We start from the raw sequence: 15,536 nt of genomic DNA, 5'->3' as shown, positions 1-15,536 counted from the left end.
CGGTGCGCCGACGGGCCGCGCAGGGCACGTGCACGTCATCTGCACCGATCTCCCACCCGCTGCGGGCCCACCCGCGTGCCCGGACTCCCTACGGTGTCCGGGTGAGCCGAGCACGTCGAGCAGCGCCGAAGGGCGCACCCCCCGCCCCTCCCCGCCACGCGGCGTCGCACGGCCCGCGCCTGCCCGTCGGTCGCGTCGTGGGTCTCGTGACCGTCGCCGTGCTCGCGTTCGGCGGGTCCGCAGCCGCGCTGGCCGCCGTGCGGCTCAACGGCAACGTCGAGCGGGTCGACGACATCTCGCACCTGGTCGCCGCCCCGTCGGCGAGCCCGACCGAGCCGCCCCCGCCGGGCGACTCCTGGGCGGGGCAGCCCGTGCGGTTCGTCGCGATGGGCTCCGACGACCGCAGCGGCGTGAACGCCGAGATCGGCGGCGCGGACGACGGGATGCGCTCCGACACCACGATGATCGTGCAGGTCTCCGCGGACCGGACGCGCGTCGAGGTGGTGTCGATCCCGCGCGACTCGTGGGTGCGGATCCCCGCGTGCCACCTCGACCGCGACCCCGACGGACCGATGTCTCGGCCCCGCACCGACAAGTTCAACTCGGCGTTCGCGATCGGCGCGGACACCGGCGACGTGGGCCTCGCGGCGGCGTGCACCCTCTCGACGATCGCCGAGAACACCGGGCTCATGATGTCGGACTTCCTGCTCGTCGACTTCGCCGGCTTCCAGGGCATGGTCGACGCCATCGGCGGGGTGCGCGTCTGCGTGCCGCGGGCGATCCGCGACACCAAGGGCAACACCGAGCTCGACCTCGCGGCCGGGTGGCACGACCTCGCCGGGCAGCAGGCGCTCGACTACGTGCGCGCGCGGTACGTCACGGGCTCGGACAACTCCGACACGCAGCGGATCCCGCGCCAGCAGAAGTTCGTCGGGGCGATGACCCGCAAGGTCCTCTCGGCCGAGGTGCTGACGAGCCCGCGCAGCATCTACGGGTTCCTCGACGCCGCGACCCGCTCGCTGACGGCGTCGGACCAGCTCGGCGCGCCCGACAACCTCGTGGGTCTCGCGCTGTCGCTGCGCGAGCTTCAGCCGTCCGCGGTGACCTTCGCGACGGTCCCCAACGGCAGCGCCGACGGGCACCTGGTGTGGACACCCGACGCCGACCTCGTGTGGCAGCGGCTCGAGCTCGACCTGCCGCTCGTCGACCCGCCGGCGCCGGAGGTCCCGGACCCGGGCGCAGGGACGGGGACCGGCGAGCCGGCCGACCCCGCGGCGGGGGCGCCGGCCGACGGTACGGGGGCGCCGGCCGACGGGGCGGGGACGCCGGCCGACGGGGCGACCGGCGCCGCGCCACCCGTCCCGGCACCCGAGGTCACGACGCAGTCCGGCGTCGACCCCGACGACCCGATGTGCGGCTGACGAGGTGCGTGCAGGGCGTCGTCCGGGCGCCCGTGCTGCCACGCGCGAGCCCCGGCGCCGCGTTGCCCGCTCGACGCACCCCCGGTACCGTGGCGCTCCGTCGGGGGGCGGATCACCAGGAGGCCCCATGACGGCGGACGCGCACCACCGGCACAGGCACACGCACCGCTCGGCTCGCTCCGGACCGCCGCGCCGCACCGCGGCCGGGGTCGAGGTCGGCCGATGAGGGTCCCGCGCGGTGGCGCGACCGAGCGCCTGACCCGGATCTCGGCGTACGCGCTGTGCGTCGACGCCGGCCGTGTCCTGCTCATGCGGTGGAACGGTGCCGCAGGCTCGGCGTGGACCCTGCCGGGCGGGGGCCTCGTGTTCGGTGAGCCGCCGGACGACGGCGCGCGTCGCGAGGTGCTCCAGGAGACGGGTCTCGTCGTCGAGCTCGGCGACCTGCTGGGGGTCGACTCGCTCCGCACGGGTGCGCAGGTCGCCCCGCCGCGACCGGCCCCGCTCGACCTGCACCTGCTGCGCGTCGTGTACTCGGGGCGCGTCGTGGGTGGGCTGCTGCGGCACGAGGTGCAGGGGCCGGTCGACCGCGCGGAGTGGATCCCGCTGGACGACCTGCCGAGCCTGCGCCGGGTCGAGCTCGTCGACACCGCGCTCGGCTGGGCGAGCCCGGCGCGCGTCGTCTGATCGCCGCGGCTCAGGTCCGGCGGTCGACCACGATGAACGTGATCCCGAGCGTGGCGAGCAGCACGAACGGCAGGGCGCCGACCACGACGGTCGCGTCGGCTCCGACCATGACCGCCGCCGATGCGATCCCGCTCGCGACGATCGCGACCGTCCCGACGACCGCGAGGGTGCGGGTCAGGACGTGGTCGTCGCGCTCGTCGAACGCGCCCCCGCCGATCCGGGCGGCGGTGCCGGCCGTCCGCGCACGCCGCACGGTGCGCCAGCGCGCGACGCACGCCGCCAGGAGCACGAGCGCGCCACCCGCGAGCGCACCCTCGGCGGCGTTGCCCGGCGCCCGCCCGGCGAGCACCGCGTAGAGGGCGACCATCGCGACGGCCCCGGAGAGCATGCCGAGCAGCCACGCGTTGCGCTGCTGCGCGGGGGTGCGGTCACGCCTCGTCATGGAAGATCTCCTCGATCGTGGTGCGGAAGTAGCGGGCGACGGCGAACGCGAGCGGCAACGAGGGGTCGTAGCGCCCGGTCTCGAGCGAGTTCACGGTCTGCCGCGACACGCGCAGGGCCTCGGCGAGCGCGGCCTGCGAGAGCCCGGCCTCCTCCCGCAGCCGACGGATCTCGTTCCTCACGGGGTCACCGGCGCGTCGTGCGGGCGCGTGGCGTCGGGCGCCGTCGCGGACGTCGCGGTGAGGCTCGGCGCGGCGTCGTCGCTCGTCCCGGGTGCGCCGGCCGCGACGGGTGAGGCGGGGCTGCCGGCCGGGACGGGTGAGGCGGGGCTCCCGGCCGTGCCGACCCCGGGGGTCGCGGTGGGCCGGGGGGCGGGCAGGAGCAGCGGGCGGAGGTCGACGAGGGTGTGGAGCACCATCGGCAGGAGCAGGCTCCCGGTGCTCAGGTAGAGGCCGCCGAGCACGAAGCCGATCGCGCCGGTCGCGAGCATCCCGAGCGGGCCCTGGTACCAGTGCGCGACGCCGAACAGCACGGCTGCGGCGACGAGCACCGTCGTCCGGTCGGCGCCGGGTGCGAGCAGCGCGATCGTCAGGAGCAGGAGTCCTCGGTACGTGACCTCCTCGGTGACGCCGGCGGCGAGCGCGAGCCCGGCCCAGCCGCGTCGACCGCGCGGGGTCTGCGGGAGCATGGGCTCGACCGCGGCCGCCCCGGCGATCGGTGTGCGTGTGGACCGCCGGGCCAGGAACCGCACGAGGAGCAGCGAGGCGACGACGGCGAGCGTCGCGCCGACGAGGAAGCCGGCGAGCGTCGAGCCGCTGAGCGAGCCCCCGTCGGGCCCGCGCAGCCCGTCGAGGTCGGGTGCGGTCAGCCCGAGGTCGGCGAGCCCGACGCCCGGGAGCCCGGCGACCAGCAGCACCGCGGCGGCCCCGAACACCCAGCTCTGCCGCGACCACTGCCGGTACAGCCGGACGCGCACCGACTCCTGGGCGGCGGGTGCGGTGTCGGCGGCGAGGTCGGCGAGGAACGCGCGGTGCTCCCGCCGGCCCAGGACCGGCTCGGAGACCACGAGGGCGAGCGCGACGACGGTGAGCACGACGACGGTCACGGCGGGAGCGTCGATCGCCTGGAGCGTCTCGAGCGGGGTCACGGGTCCTCCGGTGGACGGGCGGGGTGTCAAGCGTGCTTGACTCGGAACGGTGACAAGGATGCTTGACACCGCTCCGGCTGTCAAGCGACCTTGACACCCGACCGACGCGTCGGGCGGTCGGTGGCGGGCCACCCGCACGGCCGAGGCCGGGTCGTCCCGCCCGTTCAGCTGGGAGGCCGGTCGTCCCGCCTGCGCAGCCGCGAGGACGGCCGTCCCGCCCGTGCGGCCGGGATGCCGGCCGTCCCGCCCGTGCGGCCGCGGAGCCTGTCGTCCCGCCCGTGCAGCCGCCAGGCCGGTCGTCCCGTCCGCGTCGCGCTAGGGCGCGCCACGCAGCACGACGACCGCCGCGACGACCCCGAGCAGCAGGGCCACCCCGGCGCACGCCGTCACGAGCCGCCCGCCCCCGTGCTCCCGCGTGGACCGCCGGTGCGCCACCGCCGCGAGACCTCCCGCCAGCACGACCCCCGCCGCCGCGACCCCCCACGCGGCCAGCCCGAGGTCGGGTGCCAGGAGCCGGCCGGCGACGAGCGAGCCGGTCGCGAGCCCGAGCGCGGTCCGCCGCCACGCGAGTGCCGTGCGCTCGGGCTGCAGGCCGGGTGGGGGAGCGGGAGCGGGGCCGGGCGGGACGGGCGGAGGTACGGGGCTCATGCCGCGAGCAGTCCCACGAGCAGCAGGACGCCGGTGAGGAGCAGCCCCAGGCCGAGGGGTCCGGCCAGCAGCGGCGGCGGGAGCGGTCGGGCCAGCCGTAGCGCCCGCTCCGCGCGCGCCCACCCGACCCACGCCTGCACCGGCGCGAGGGCTCCCAAGGCCACGAGGACCAGCGCCGCGGCGGATCGCGCCCACGGCTCGACGGGGACGGCGAGCGCCTCGAGGGCGACCCCGCTCGCCAGCAGCGCGAGCGACGTCCGGATCCAGGCCAGGAACGTGCGCTCGTTCGCGAGCGAGAAGCGCGCGTCGGGCTCCGTGCCCACGCCGAAGACCCAGCGCGGGAAGCGGGTGCGAGGTGCGGGGTTCATGGACCACATCTTCACCCGCGCGGCACCGCGCGCGCCGCAGCCGTATCAGCGCGGGTCCGCGATGCTCCTCCCCGGGGACAGCGCCGGCGACGGCCGGCGCACCGGCGCGGGGCGCGTCGGCGAAGGACGAGGGGGAGCCGTGGACGAGCTGGAGCGTGCGCTGCGCCGCATGGAGCTGCTGCACCGGCGGCACCTGGCCACCACCCGCCCGCGCAGCCGCGCGCTGCGGACCGGTCAGAGCGTCCGGCTGCCGAACACCGCGGTCCCGATCCGCACGACCGTCGCGCCCTCGGCGACCGCGAGCTCGAGGTCGCCGCTCATGCCCATCGAGAGGCCGGTCGCCCCGTCGGTGCCCGGTGCCCCCGAGGCGACGAGGTCGTCGCGCAGCGACCGCAGCCGCGCGTAGCCGGCCCGGACCAGGCCCGGGTCGGTCGAGTTGGCACCGATCGTCATGAGCCCGCGCAGGCGCAGCGCCGGGAGCGCCGCGACGTCCGTGGCGAGCCCGAGCGCCTCCTCCGGCGCGACCCCGCGCTTGGTCGGCTCGCCCGAGACGTTGACCTGCACCAGCACGTCGACCTTCCGCGCGGTCGCGACGCACCGCTCGGACAGGCGCCTCGCCAGCTCGAGCGAGTCGACGCTCTCGACGCACGTCGCCCACCGCAGCGCGTGGTTCACCTTGTTCGACTGCAGCGGGCCGATGAGGTGCAGCTCGGCCGCGAGGTCCGTCAGGACGGGGGCCTTGGCGACGAGCTCCTGGACCCGGTTCTCGCCGAGCAGCACCGGTGACCCGGCGCCGGCCGCGTGCACGTCCGCGGAGTCGGCCTCGACGGCCGCGCGCACGAGCTCGGCGGGCACGGTCTTGGTCGCGAGCAGGAGACGCACGGATCCCGGGTCACGGCCGGCCGCACCCTCCGCCTCGCGCAGCCGGGCCCGGACCTGACGCAGGCGTGCGGTAACTCCGGCGCGCGCGTCGTCGAGGGTCATGGCAGGACACCCTAGACCGGGGCGCGTGCCCGCGAGACCGGGGTCCGACCGGGGTCCTCCCGGATCCCGCGCGGGCGCGCCGTACGGGACAGTGGGGCACGTGAACACGCTCCTCAACCTCATCTGGCTCGTCTTCGCGGGGCTCTGGCTCGCGCTCGGCTACGTCGTCGCGGGCGTCGTGTGCTGTGTGCTGGTCGTGACGATCCCGTTCGGCATCGCCTCGTTCCGGATCGCGAGCTACGTCCTGTGGCCGTTCGGCCGCACGGTCGTCGACAAGCCCGGGGCGGGCGCCTGGTCGACGCTCGGTAACGTGGTCTGGGTGCTCGTCGCCGGGATCTGGCTCGCGATCGGCCACGTCCTGACGGCCGTGCCGCTGTTCGTCTCGATCATCGGCATCCCGATGGGCATCGCGAACCTCAAGCTCATCCCCGTGTCCCTGCTGCCGCTCGGCAAGGAGATCGTCCCGACGTCGCGCCCGTTCGCCGCGTCGGGCAGGTGACCCCGGCGCGAGCCGGTGCGCCGGGTCAGTCGCGGGCGATGTCCGCGACCGTGGCGTCCGTGAGCCGCACGAGGTCGGCGGGCGCGAGCTCGACGTCGAGTCCACGCCGGCCGCCCGAGACGAGCACGGTGTCGAACAGCCAGACGGTCTCGTCGACGACGGTCGGGTGCGGGGTCTTCTGGCCGAGCGGCGAGATCCCGCCGGCGACGTAGCCCGTGGCGCGCTCGGCGGCGGCGCGCTCGGCCATCGCCGCCCTCTTGCCACCCACCGCGTGCGCGAGCGCCTTCAGGTCGAGCTTCCCCGTGACGGGGACGACGGCCACGGTGAGCGCGCCGTCGACGCTCGTCATGAGCGTCTTGAAGACCTGCTCGGGCGGGACGCCGAGCGCCTGCGCCGCCTCGAGTCCGTACCCGACGTCGCTCGCGGGGTCGTGGTCGTAGGGGTGCGCGGTGTGCGCGACGCCGGCCGCGGCGAGCGCGACGAGCGCGGGGGTGCCCGAGGGAGCGGGCTTCTTCGAGGCCACGGCGGAAGCCTAGCCAGCGGGGAGGTGGCCCACGGGGTCAGACCGCGATGCCGACGAGCAGCCCGACGCCGTACGTGACGGCCATCGCGAGCCCGCCGCCGAGCACGTTCCGGCGCACCGCGGGGCCGGGCGCCGACCCGCCGAGGCGCGCGCTGACGTGACCGGTCAGCGCGAGCGCCAGCACGACCGCGGCGAACGTCGCGGGCACGCGGGCCCCGGCGGGAACCGTCAGGATCACCAGCAGGGGGATGAGCCCGCCGGCGACGAAGGCGACGAGCGAGGCGCCCGCGGCGTGCCACGCGCTCGTCAGGTGCGGCTCGCCGTCGCCCGTGCCGCCGGCCGCCCGCGACCGCTCGGCGTCGCGCTGGCTGCTCACGGAGACGTACTCGCCCGACGCCATGGAGAGCGCGCCCGCGACGAGCCCCGCGGCTCCGGCGATCGCGATCGCCGGGACCGACGGTGTGGCCGCCGCGACCCCGACGACCATCGCGGCGACGGACACGATGCCGTCGTTGGCCCCCAGGACGCCCGCGCGCAGCCAGTTGAGCCGCGACGCGAACTCGGTGTCGAAGGTGGGCAGCGACGGCAGGACCGTGGGCGACGGGTGCGTGGTCATGACTCCACGGTAGGCGCCCTGCCGCGCACTGTCACCGAAGGTTTGGCTGCCCTGACCTGCGAAAACGCAGGATCGCCTTACCTTCGTGACGCCCGCCGAGCGGCCGGTCGCACGGTCCGCGGGGGACCGTCAGAGCTCGACGGACCGGTTCTCGCCGATGTCCGGCTGCCCCCCGGAGACCGCCGCCTTGGCGATCTTGAACACCTTCACGACGTTCGGGGTGTCGTCGCTCCAGTACTCGGCGGACTCGGGCACCACGCGCAGCAGCGCGACGGTCGGGTCGTCCTTGCCCTCGGGGAACCAGGCCGAGACCTGCGGCGACCACAGCTCGTCGATCTTGGCCCGGTCGTGCACCAGCTCGGCGCGCCCGGCGATGGACAGGAAGCCCTTGTCCGACTCGAACGCCGCGTTCACCTGCGGGTGGGTCCGGATGTCGTCGACCTTGCGGCTCGGGTCCTGCGTGAAGAACCAGAGCTCGCCGTCGTAGTCGGCGTCCTGCACGGCGAGCGGGCGGCTGTGGAGGTGACCGTCGAGCGTCGTGGTCGTCAGGAGCGCGATCTTCGCGGCCTTCACGATCGCCGCGATGGTCTGCAGGTCGTCCTCGGACGCCTCGTTCGTCGTCGGTGCGGTCATCGTCGTCCTCCACGTCGTCGGTGTGCTCCTCACGCTACGTCGGGCCCTCGCGCCGGGCGCGTCGAGCGCTTCCCGGGCGTGACGCCCGCACCGCCCGCCCCGTCCACCGGGCACGCGCGCCGCCACGTGGCACGCTGTCCCGGTGACCGCGACGCCGACCCCGACGCTGCAGCTCGAACGTGCGGCCCTGAGCTGGAAGCTGCCCCCCGCGCTGCTGCTGTGCGCGTCGGCGGTCCTGCTGTTCGGCGTCCAGCACGCCGCCGGGTACGTGACGCTCGCCGCGTCCGTCGGTCTCGCCGCGCTCGTCGACCGCGAGCTCGCCCGGCACCTCGTGCTCGTCGCCGCGGGCCTGACGATCATCAGCCTCGTCCCGCTCGACGCGGACCTGAGCCTCAGCCACATGGCGCTCATGGGCTCGGCGCTCGCGCTCGCGGTGCTCGTGCCGTGGGCCGTCTCCCGGTTCGTCTACCGCGAGGACCTCATCCGCTTCCCGGTCCGCACCGGCAAGCCGTGGCCGCTGCCTGCGCGGCTCTACCTGCTGCTCGTCGTGCTGCTCGGGTACCTGGTCCTGCCCTTCTACCTCATCTCGACCGGGGTCTACACGAACTGGCCGGACGCCTCGGACCCGACGGTCTTCGTGCGCCTGTTCGTCGGGGTGAACGCGGTCGGGATCTGGGACGAGCTGTTCTTCGTGTGCACCACGTTCACGCTGCTGCGCCGGCACTTCCCCGACTGGCTCGCGAACCTGCTGCAGGCGGTGGTGTTCTCGTCGTTCCTGTGGGAGATCGGCTACCAGGCGTGGGGGCCGCTGCTCACGTACCCGTTCGCGCTGCTGCAGGGGTACACGTTCAAGCTCACGAAGTCGCTGACGTACGTGGTGTCGGTGCACCTGCTGTTCGACCTCGTGCTGTTCCTGACCCTCGTGCACGCGCACAACCCCGAGTGGCTGCCGATCTTCCTGTACTGACGCGGGCGGGCCTCGACGGGCTCCGGTACGACCCGGGCGCCGGGCCGGCCGACGCCCGGGTCAGAGCCGACCGACCGCCACGACGGTCAGCACGACCTCCCCGACGGCGTCGCTCGCCGCGAGGTCGACGACCGCGTCGAGGCGCCAGTCGTGGTCCCCGGCCGGGTCGTCGAGGACCTGACGGACCTCCCAGGTCCCGGCGACGGCGCCCGCGGGCAGCTCGTGGCCGGGCGCGGAGCGGTCGACGACGGTGAACAGCGCCGGTCCGCGCGCGGGGGCGCCGGTGAGGATCTCGTCGTGGTCGTCGTAGTACGGGTCGAGCGCCTGGGCCCACCGGTCGGCGTCCCACGGCTCGCCGTCGGCGTCCTGGTCGCCCAGCGCGGCCAGCGCGCCGTACGCCTCGCGCGCCGCGAGCTCGACGCGACGGAACAGCGCGCCGCGGACGAGCGCGCGGAACGCGCGCGGGTTCGCCGTGACGGGCGGGGGAGCGTCGTCCTCGACGGCGGCGAGCTCGCCGTCGGGCCCGCGCTCGTCGAGGGGGTTGCGCAGCCGCTCCCACTCGTCGAGCAGGCTCGAGTCGGTGCGCCGGACGAGCTCGCCGAGCCACTCGACGATCTCGTGGAGCTCCTCGGTGCGGGCCTCCTCCGGAACCGTCTGGCGCAGCGCGCGGTAGGCGTCCGCGAGGTAGCGCAGCAGCACGCCCTCGGTGCGGTCGAGGTTGTACGTCGAGACGTACTCGGGGAACGTCATCGCACGCTCGTGCATCTCGCGGACCACGGACTTCGGCGACAGCTCGTGGTCGGCGACCCACGGGTTCGTCTGCTTGTACGTGTGGAACGTCGCGGTGAGGATCTCGGCGAGCGGACGCGGGTAGGACACGTCCTCGAGCAGCGCCATGCGCTCCTCGTACTCGATGCCGTCGGCCTTCATCGCCGCGACCGCCTCGCCGCGCGCCTTGTTCTCCTGCGCGGCGAGCACCTGGCGCGGGTCGTCGAGCGTCGCCTCGATGACCGAGACGACGTCGTGCGCGTACGCCGGGTCCTCGCGGTCGAGCAGGTCGAGCGCCGCGAAGGCGAACGGCGACAGCGGCTGGTTGAGCGCGAAGTTGGCGGGGACGTCGACGGTCAGGCGCACGGTGCGGCGCCGGCCGCCGGGTGCCGCGGCGTCGGGGACGACGACGCGCTCGACGACGCCCGCGGTGCGCAGCGACCGGTACACCGAGACGGCCTGGCGCACGTGCCGGCCGCGCGCGCTCTCGGGCTCGTGGTTGTCGGTCAGCAGCCGCGTCATGGCCGCGACCGGGTCGCCCTCGCGCGCGAGCACGTTGAGGACCATCGCGTGGCTCACCGCGAAGCTCGACGTCAGCGGCTCGGGCGGGGCGTCGCGCAGCCGCTCGAACGTCTTGTCGGTCCAGTTGACGGCGCCCTCGGGTGCCTTCTTGCGGACGATCTTCTTGAGCTTCTTCGGGTCGTCGCCCGCGCGCTCGAGGAGCTTGCGGTTCTCGATCACGTGCTCGGGCGCGAGTACGATCACCTCGCCGACGGTGTCGAACCCCGCGCGGCCGGCGCGCCCGGCGATCTGGTGGAACTCGCGCGCGGACAGGTGGCGCATGCGCACGCCGTCGTACTTCACGAGCGACGTCAGCACGACCGTGCGGATCGGGACGTTGATGCCGACGCCGAGGGTGTCGGTGCCGCACACGACCTGCAGCAGGCCCTTCTGCGTGAGGCGCTCGACGACGCGCCGGTACTTGGGCAGCATCCCGGCGTGGTGGATGCCGACGCCGTGGCGCAGCAGCCGGGACAGCGTCCGCCCGAAGCCCGGCCCGAACCGGAACGCGCCGAGCTCGTCGGCGATGCGGTCGCGGTGCTCGCGGCTCGCGAGGTTCATCGACAGCAGCGCCTGCGCGCGCTCGACGGCCTCCTTCTGCGTGAAGTGCACGACGTACACGGGGGCCCGGCGCGTGCGTACGAGCTCCTCGAGCAGCTCGTGCAGCGGCTCGACGGCGTAGGTGAACGTCAGCGGGACGGGCCGCTCCGCGTCGGCGATCACCGCGACGGGCTCGCCGGTGCGCCGCGTGAGGTCCTCGGCGAAGAACGCGACGTCCCCGAGCGTGGCGGACATGAGCAGGAACTGCGCCCGCGGCAGCTCGAGCAGCGGCACCTGCCACGCCCAGCCGCGCTGCGGGTCGGCGTAGAAGTGGAACTCGTCCATGACGACCTGGCCCGCGTCGGTCTCCGCGCCGTGGCGCAGCGCCTGGTTCGCGAGGATCTCGGCCGTGCAGCAGATGATCGGGGCGTCGGCGTTGACGGCCGAGTCGCCCGTCATCATCCCGACGTTCTCCGAGCCGAACGCCTCGACGAGCGCGAAGAACTTCTCGCTCACGAGCGCCTTGAGCGGTGCGGTGTAGAACGTGCGGCGGCCCTGCGCGAGCGCGACGAAGTGCGCGGCGATCGCGACGAGGGACTTCCCGGAGCCCGTCGGCGTGGACAGGATCACGTGCGAGCCGGTCACGAGCTCGAGCAGTGCCTCCTGCTGGTGCGGGTAGAGCACGAGGCCCTGCTCGCTCGCCCAGCCGGTGAACGCGTCGTACAGCGCGTCGGGGTCGTGGGGGTCGGCCGGGACACGCTCGGCGAGGGTCAGCGGGCGGTCGGCGTCGGGCACCGGGCCATCCTCCCAGGCCGGCGCGACCCGGGCGTGCACGCAGGGGCGCTGCGGGCCGTGCACCCGTCCGGGCACCGACCCCCGGCCCCGGGGGCGCGCCGACCCCGACGGCGCTAGCGTCCCGTCATGGCAACCAAGGAGACGAACGCGCGGGCGGGACGAGCCGAGCGCGCCGAGCAGGCCGAGCGCGCGGCGCAGGCGAAGGCCGCCAAGCAGGCCGAGAAGAACCGGCGTGGCCCCAAGATCGACAACGACGTCTACGAGGCCGAGCTGTTCCGCCTGCAGGCCGAGCTCGTCAAGGTCCAGCAGTGGGTGCGGGCGACCGGTGCGCGCGTCGTGGTCGTGTTCGAGGGGCGCGACGCGGCCGGCAAGGGCGGCACGATCAAGCGGATCACCGAGTACCTGAGCCCGCGCATCGTGCGCATCGCGGCGCTCCCGGCACCGACCGAGCGCGAGCGCGGCCAGTGGTACTACCAGCGCTACATCGCCCAGCTCCCCGCGGCCGGCGAGATCGTGCTGTTCGACCGCTCCTGGTACAACCGCGCGGGCGTCGAGCGGGTCATGGGGTTCTGCACGCCGCAGGAGTACTCCCGGTTCATGCGCCAGACGCCGATCTTCGAGCAGATGCTCGTCGAGGACGGGATCCTGCTGCGCAAGTACTGGTTCTCGGTGTCCGACGAGGAGCAGCTCAAGCGCTTCCGCTCGCGGCTGTCCGACCCCGTGCGGCAGTGGAAGCTGAGCCCCATGGACCTCGAGTCGATCAACCGGTGGGAGGACTACTCGCGGGCCAAGGACGAGATGCTCGTGCACACCGACGTGCCGTCGAGCCCCTGGTACGTCGTGGAGTCGGACATCAAGAAGCACGCCCGGCTCAACATGATGGCCCACCTGCTCTCGACGATCCCGTACGAGGACGTCCCGCACGAGAAGGTCGAGCTGCCTGACCGCCCGAAGGCGTCGAGCGGCTACGAGCGGCCGCCGCGCGAGCTGTCGACGTACGTGCCCGACCACACCGCGACGCTGCTCGGCGACCCGGAGCGCGACTCCTGAGGCGGGCGGGGTGGCGCCGAGTCAGATCGTCGCGCGCGCCACCTCGTCGCGTGGCTCGGACGTCCACACGCTGTCCGTGAGGTCCTTCGGCAGGTCGGCGTTGCCCGTCGTGCGGAACACCGGGTCGGCGCCCGTGCCGATCTGACGCTCGAAGTCCCGCAGCGCGCCGAGCGCCCACTTCCCGAGCAGCACGATCGCCACGAGGTTCACGAGCGCCATGAGCCCCATCGCGACGTCGGCGAGCGCCCACACCGCCTCGAGCTCGAGCACCGCGCCCGCCCCGACGATCGCGATGACGACGAGGCGGAAGACCGTGAGCGTCGCGCGGCGTGCGCGCAGGAAGCTCATGTTGACCTCGGCGTAGGAGTAGTTGCCCAGCACCGAGGAGAACGCGAAGACGAAGACCAGCACGGTCATGAGCCAGGTCGTGCCCTCGCCGAGCTCGTGGGCGACGGCGGCCTGCGTGAGCGACGCGCCGTCCGCCGTCGACCCCGGCGTGTACACCGCGTCGCCGGCGAACAGGATGATGAACGCCGTCGCGGAGCACACGACGATCGTGTCGACGAACACCCCGAGCGACTGGATCAGCCCCTGCTTGACCGGGTGGCTCGTCGTGGCGGTCGCGGCGGCGTTCGGGGCGCTGCCCATGCCGGCCTCGTTGGAGAACAGCCCGCGCTTGGCGCCGTTCAGGAGCGCCGCGGCCAGCCCGCCGGTGATGCCCGCCGCGGCTTCGCCGACACCGAACGCCGCGGTGATGATGTCCGCGAGCACGTCGCCGATCCGGCCGATGTTGAGCACGATGATCACGAGCGCGAGCAGGACGTACGCGAGCGCCATCGCGGGCAGCAGGACCTCGGCGACCTTGGCGATGCGCCGGACCCCGCCGAACACGACGGGTGCGGTGAGTGCCATCAGCGCGAGCGCCGACCACCCGGTGCTCACGCCGTGCCCCGCACGCAGGACGTCCGCGATCGTGTTGGCCTGCACCATGTTGAAGGCGATGCCGAAGGTGCCGATGAGGAGCACCGCGAAGAGGATGCCGCCGCGCCGCGAGCCGAGCCCCCGCTCGATGTAGAAGGCGGGACCACCGCGGAAGCTGCCGTCGGGGGAGCCGACCTTGAAGATCTGCGCGAGCGTCGCCTCGATGAGCGCCGTGGCCATCCCGACGAGCGCGACGACCCACATCCAGAAGATCGCCCCCGGCCCGCCGAGGGTCAGGGCGATCGCCACGCCCGCGATGTTCCCGGTGCCGACGCGGGACGCGAGCCCCACGCAGAAGGCCTGGAACGACGAGATGCCGCCGGCGGAGCCCTCCCGGGAGGACAGGATCTGTCGCAGCATGCGCGGGAACAGCCGCACCTGCACGAACCTCGTGCGGATCCCGAAGTAGATGCCGACCCCGAGGAGCACGTAGACGAGGACGTAGGTCCACAGGAAGCCGGACACCGGGTCGATCACGTTCTGCTGGATGAAGTCCACGTCGCCCCCTGATCACGGATCACGCCATCGTGCCCCTGCGGGGCCGAGCGCGCGAGGTGCGGGGGCACCCGCCGACCGCGTCAGACGAGCTCCTGCACGAGCGAGCGCTCGTCGCCCCGCCACGTGAGCGTCGCGAGCGCGCCGTTGACGAGGGCCATCTGGGGCGGCACGTGCCCGCAGTCGACGTCGGCGACGACCGGGATCCCGAGGCCCCCGAGCGTGTCCCGCACCGCGTCGTGCTGCGAGAACCCGGGGGAGTCCGGCGCGCTCGTGCGGGCGACGAGGACTGCCGCCGCGTCGTCGAACCAGCCCGCGAGCCGCAGCCCGTGCAGCCGCCGCGCGGTGCCGAACGCGGTGTCCTCGGACGCCTCGACATAGACGATCAACCCCTCGGGCGCGTGCGTGCGCGCGAACCCGGGGACGTCGCCGTACGGGCTGCCGGCCAGGTGCGTGACGGTCTCGAGGCAGCCGCCGACGAGGCGCCCGCGCGCGACGACGTCACCGGCGCCGCCGTCGAGCCGGACCCACGACGAGGGCGTGTCCAGCGTGTACCGGTCGACGTCCGGGTGCGCGACGATGTCGTCCCACGCGCCGCCGGCGTACCGCGCGGACGGCCCCTGGTGCAGCGAGGTGCCCGCCGGGGCGCGGACCACGTCGAGCCACGGCAGCAGCGGTGCGGGGACCGCGTAGGGCAGCTCCATGAGCGCGGGGCCGTGCACGGTCGCGACCCCGGTGCGCAGCGTCATCGCGGTGAGCAGGGTCGAGGTGTCCGAGAAGCCCACGAACCACGTCGGACGCGCGGCGGCGATCGCGTCCCAGTCGAGCAGGTCGACGAGGTCGATCGCGAGCTCGCCGCCCCAGGGCGGGACGACGGCGCGCACGGCCGGGTCGACGAGCATCGAGGTCAGCTCGGCGGCGCGCTCGGCGGCGGGGGCGCTGACGACACCGTCGCCGTCGAGGCACCCGCCCAGCACGACCTCGAGACCGCGGGCATCGAGCTCACGCAGCGCACGGTCCAGGCGCGGCCGGAACCGCGCGGCGACGCCGGCGGAGGGCGCGGTCACCGCGACGCGGTCACCGGGCGTGAGGGGGTCGGGGTAGCGCACGCTCATGGGGAGATCCTGGCAGAGCACGCACCTGCTGGTTATCTGAACACGTGACCAAGAATGTCGCCACCCGTGGGGGCAATGTTTCCGGAAGAAATCCCGACCGCTCCGGCGGCGAGTTCTGCACGGCCCTGCCGCGCCTTCCCAAGAACGCGCGAAGCCCGGCGCAGCCCGACGGTGCGGGGCCGCGCCGGGCTTCGAAGCCTGGCGTCTGTGCTGGTCAGATGCGCACGCGGCGCGGGTTGCTCACGCTCGTGAAGCTGATCTCGTCGCGCTCGTCGGTCGCCGTGGTCATCTCGTCGGTGC

Annotated in this window: 17 protein-coding genes; 5 read left to right on the top strand and 12 right to left on the bottom strand. The window is 74.2% G+C overall.

Features of this window, described 5'->3' with window-relative positions; translation table 11 throughout:
* The first annotated feature begins 101 nt into the window (after window positions 1-101).
* Window positions 102-1,421 (top strand): LCP family protein, encoded by a 1,320-nt coding sequence (locus AB6N24_RS07835; RefSeq protein WP_412868850.1) that lies wholly within the window; start codon window positions 102-104, stop codon window positions 1,419-1,421.
* Between the two features lie 222 nt (window positions 1,422-1,643).
* Window positions 1,644-2,105, top strand: a complete 462-nt coding sequence (locus AB6N24_RS07830; RefSeq protein WP_412868849.1) for an NUDIX domain-containing protein — start codon at window positions 1,644-1,646, stop codon at window positions 2,103-2,105.
* Window positions 2,106-2,115: 10 nt separating this feature from the next.
* On the opposite strand, the gene AB6N24_RS07825 is transcribed toward AB6N24_RS07830, so the two are convergent.
* The 6 genes from AB6N24_RS07825 to AB6N24_RS07800 all read right to left on the bottom strand — a co-directional run bounded on the left by AB6N24_RS07825 (window position 2,116) and on the right by AB6N24_RS07800 (window position 5,693).
* Window positions 2,116-2,547 (bottom strand): hypothetical protein, encoded by a 432-nt coding sequence (locus AB6N24_RS07825; protein WP_412868848.1) that lies wholly within the window; start codon window positions 2,545-2,547, stop codon window positions 2,116-2,118.
* Complete coding sequence (locus AB6N24_RS07820) at window positions 2,534-2,728, bottom strand: helix-turn-helix transcriptional regulator (RefSeq protein WP_258723817.1); 195 nt, start codon at window positions 2,726-2,728, stop codon at window positions 2,534-2,536. The genes AB6N24_RS07825 and AB6N24_RS07820 overlap by 14 nt, the downstream gene beginning before the upstream one ends.
* Window positions 2,725-3,693, bottom strand: a complete 969-nt coding sequence (locus tag AB6N24_RS07815; protein WP_412868847.1) for a CPBP family intramembrane glutamic endopeptidase — start codon at window positions 3,691-3,693, stop codon at window positions 2,725-2,727. Before AB6N24_RS07815 ends, AB6N24_RS07820 begins: the two co-directional genes overlap by 4 nt.
* Before the next feature lie 315 nt (window positions 3,694-4,008).
* A complete protein-coding gene (locus tag AB6N24_RS07810) occupies window positions 4,009-4,341 on the bottom strand; it encodes a DUF202 domain-containing protein (RefSeq protein WP_412868846.1) in 333 nt (110 codons plus the stop codon).
* Window positions 4,338-4,709 (bottom strand): YidH family protein, encoded by a 372-nt coding sequence (locus AB6N24_RS07805; RefSeq protein WP_412868845.1) that lies wholly within the window; start codon window positions 4,707-4,709, stop codon window positions 4,338-4,340. The genes AB6N24_RS07810 and AB6N24_RS07805 overlap by 4 nt, the downstream gene beginning before the upstream one ends.
* A 234-nt stretch (window positions 4,710-4,943) precedes the next feature.
* Entirely contained in the window at window positions 4,944-5,693 is a 750-nt protein-coding gene (locus AB6N24_RS07800) for a YggS family pyridoxal phosphate-dependent enzyme (RefSeq protein WP_412868844.1), read from the bottom strand.
* 100 nt (window positions 5,694-5,793) lie between these two features.
* Between AB6N24_RS07800 and AB6N24_RS07795 the strand changes: the two genes are divergently transcribed.
* Window positions 5,794-6,192, top strand: coding sequence for a YccF domain-containing protein (locus AB6N24_RS07795; RefSeq protein ID WP_412868843.1), 399 nt, complete (start codon window positions 5,794-5,796; stop codon window positions 6,190-6,192).
* A 25-nt stretch (window positions 6,193-6,217) separates the two neighbouring features.
* On the opposite strand, the gene ybaK is transcribed toward AB6N24_RS07795, so the two are convergent.
* From ybaK to AB6N24_RS07780, 3 genes are all read right to left on the bottom strand, one after another.
* Window positions 6,218-6,715, bottom strand: a complete 498-nt coding sequence (gene ybaK / locus AB6N24_RS07790) for a Cys-tRNA(Pro) deacylase (protein ID WP_412868842.1) — start codon at window positions 6,713-6,715, stop codon at window positions 6,218-6,220.
* Window positions 6,716-6,752: 37 nt separating this feature from the next.
* Complete coding sequence (locus tag AB6N24_RS07785) at window positions 6,753-7,331, bottom strand: VIT1/CCC1 transporter family protein (protein ID WP_412868841.1); 579 nt, start codon at window positions 7,329-7,331, stop codon at window positions 6,753-6,755.
* 129 nt (window positions 7,332-7,460) lie between these two features.
* Window positions 7,461-7,964, bottom strand: coding sequence for a pyridoxamine 5'-phosphate oxidase family protein (locus AB6N24_RS07780; RefSeq protein WP_412868840.1), 504 nt, complete (start codon window positions 7,962-7,964; stop codon window positions 7,461-7,463).
* Between the two features lie 142 nt (window positions 7,965-8,106).
* Here AB6N24_RS07780 and AB6N24_RS07775 point away from each other — a divergent pair, with 142 nt between their 5' ends.
* Window positions 8,107-8,931, top strand: a complete 825-nt coding sequence (locus tag AB6N24_RS07775) for a CPBP family glutamic-type intramembrane protease (protein WP_412868839.1) — start codon at window positions 8,107-8,109, stop codon at window positions 8,929-8,931.
* Between the two features lie 60 nt (window positions 8,932-8,991).
* Here AB6N24_RS07775 and AB6N24_RS07770 read toward each other — a convergent pair whose 3' ends face one another.
* Window positions 8,992-11,595 (bottom strand): DEAD/DEAH box helicase, encoded by a 2,604-nt coding sequence (locus tag AB6N24_RS07770; RefSeq protein ID WP_412868838.1) that lies wholly within the window; start codon window positions 11,593-11,595, stop codon window positions 8,992-8,994.
* A gap of 126 nt (window positions 11,596-11,721) precedes the next feature.
* On the opposite strand from AB6N24_RS07770, the gene ppk2 reads away from it, so the two are divergent.
* Complete coding sequence (ppk2, locus tag AB6N24_RS07765; RefSeq protein WP_412868837.1) at window positions 11,722-12,645, top strand: polyphosphate kinase 2; 924 nt, start codon at window positions 11,722-11,724, stop codon at window positions 12,643-12,645.
* Window positions 12,646-12,666: 21 nt separating this feature from the next.
* Here ppk2 and AB6N24_RS07760 read toward each other — a convergent pair whose 3' ends face one another.
* Together AB6N24_RS07760 and AB6N24_RS07755 are read right to left on the bottom strand one after the other, a co-directional pair.
* Window positions 12,667-14,124, bottom strand: coding sequence for an alanine/glycine:cation symporter family protein (locus AB6N24_RS07760; RefSeq protein ID WP_412868836.1), 1,458 nt, complete (start codon window positions 14,122-14,124; stop codon window positions 12,667-12,669).
* Between the two features lie 80 nt (window positions 14,125-14,204).
* On the bottom strand, window positions 14,205-15,236 hold the full coding sequence (locus AB6N24_RS07755; RefSeq protein ID WP_412868835.1) for a S66 family peptidase: 1,032 nt from the start codon (window positions 15,234-15,236) through the stop codon (window positions 14,205-14,207).
* Between the last annotated feature and the right edge of the window lie 300 nt (window positions 15,237-15,536).

The organism is Cellulomonas jepli, from assembly GCF_047229345.1.
GTDB lineage: Bacteria > Actinomycetota > Actinomycetes > Actinomycetales > Cellulomonadaceae > Cellulomonas_A.
The sequence above is the reverse complement of the archived record's forward strand: the minus strand, read 5'-3'. Positions and strand labels throughout refer to the sequence as shown.